The 377-nt window shown below is 36.9% G+C and carries 1 pseudogene; it reads left to right on the plus strand.

The annotated features are described in order from the left end of the window. Positions 1-377, plus strand: a pseudogene (locus ACYVTD_RS17855) (hypothetical protein); the annotation flags it as partial.

Here is a 377-nt window from a genome sequence, read left to right on the forward strand (position 1 = left end):
TAATATTAGTAATAATAACATTAGCTTTACAGTTAATTTTGGACTGGACAATGATCCTGAAAAAGTTTCTACTTTTGTTTCAAAGAACGATTCTTTGCGCGAAAAAAGTTTATCGCGGCGTATTGATCTGCAATGGGAGCGTTATCCTTCCGTAAAACAAGCCGGATTGGAAAATGAAACATTTAATTTTGCTCCTGTCTTTTTTAGTTACGCGCCAATCAATTTTATAGAACTTGGCGGAAGCGACAAACTTACAGGTCTTCTGTATCCCGAACCGGCATATCAATATATTGCCATTACTTATAAAGCCCTTCTTTCATTTTGTTCAAGCTATTCCCGACCAAGTTTGGAAATTGACGGCGCAACGGAAACAATTT

Source organism: Treponema sp. R6D11 (genome assembly GCF_054786075.1).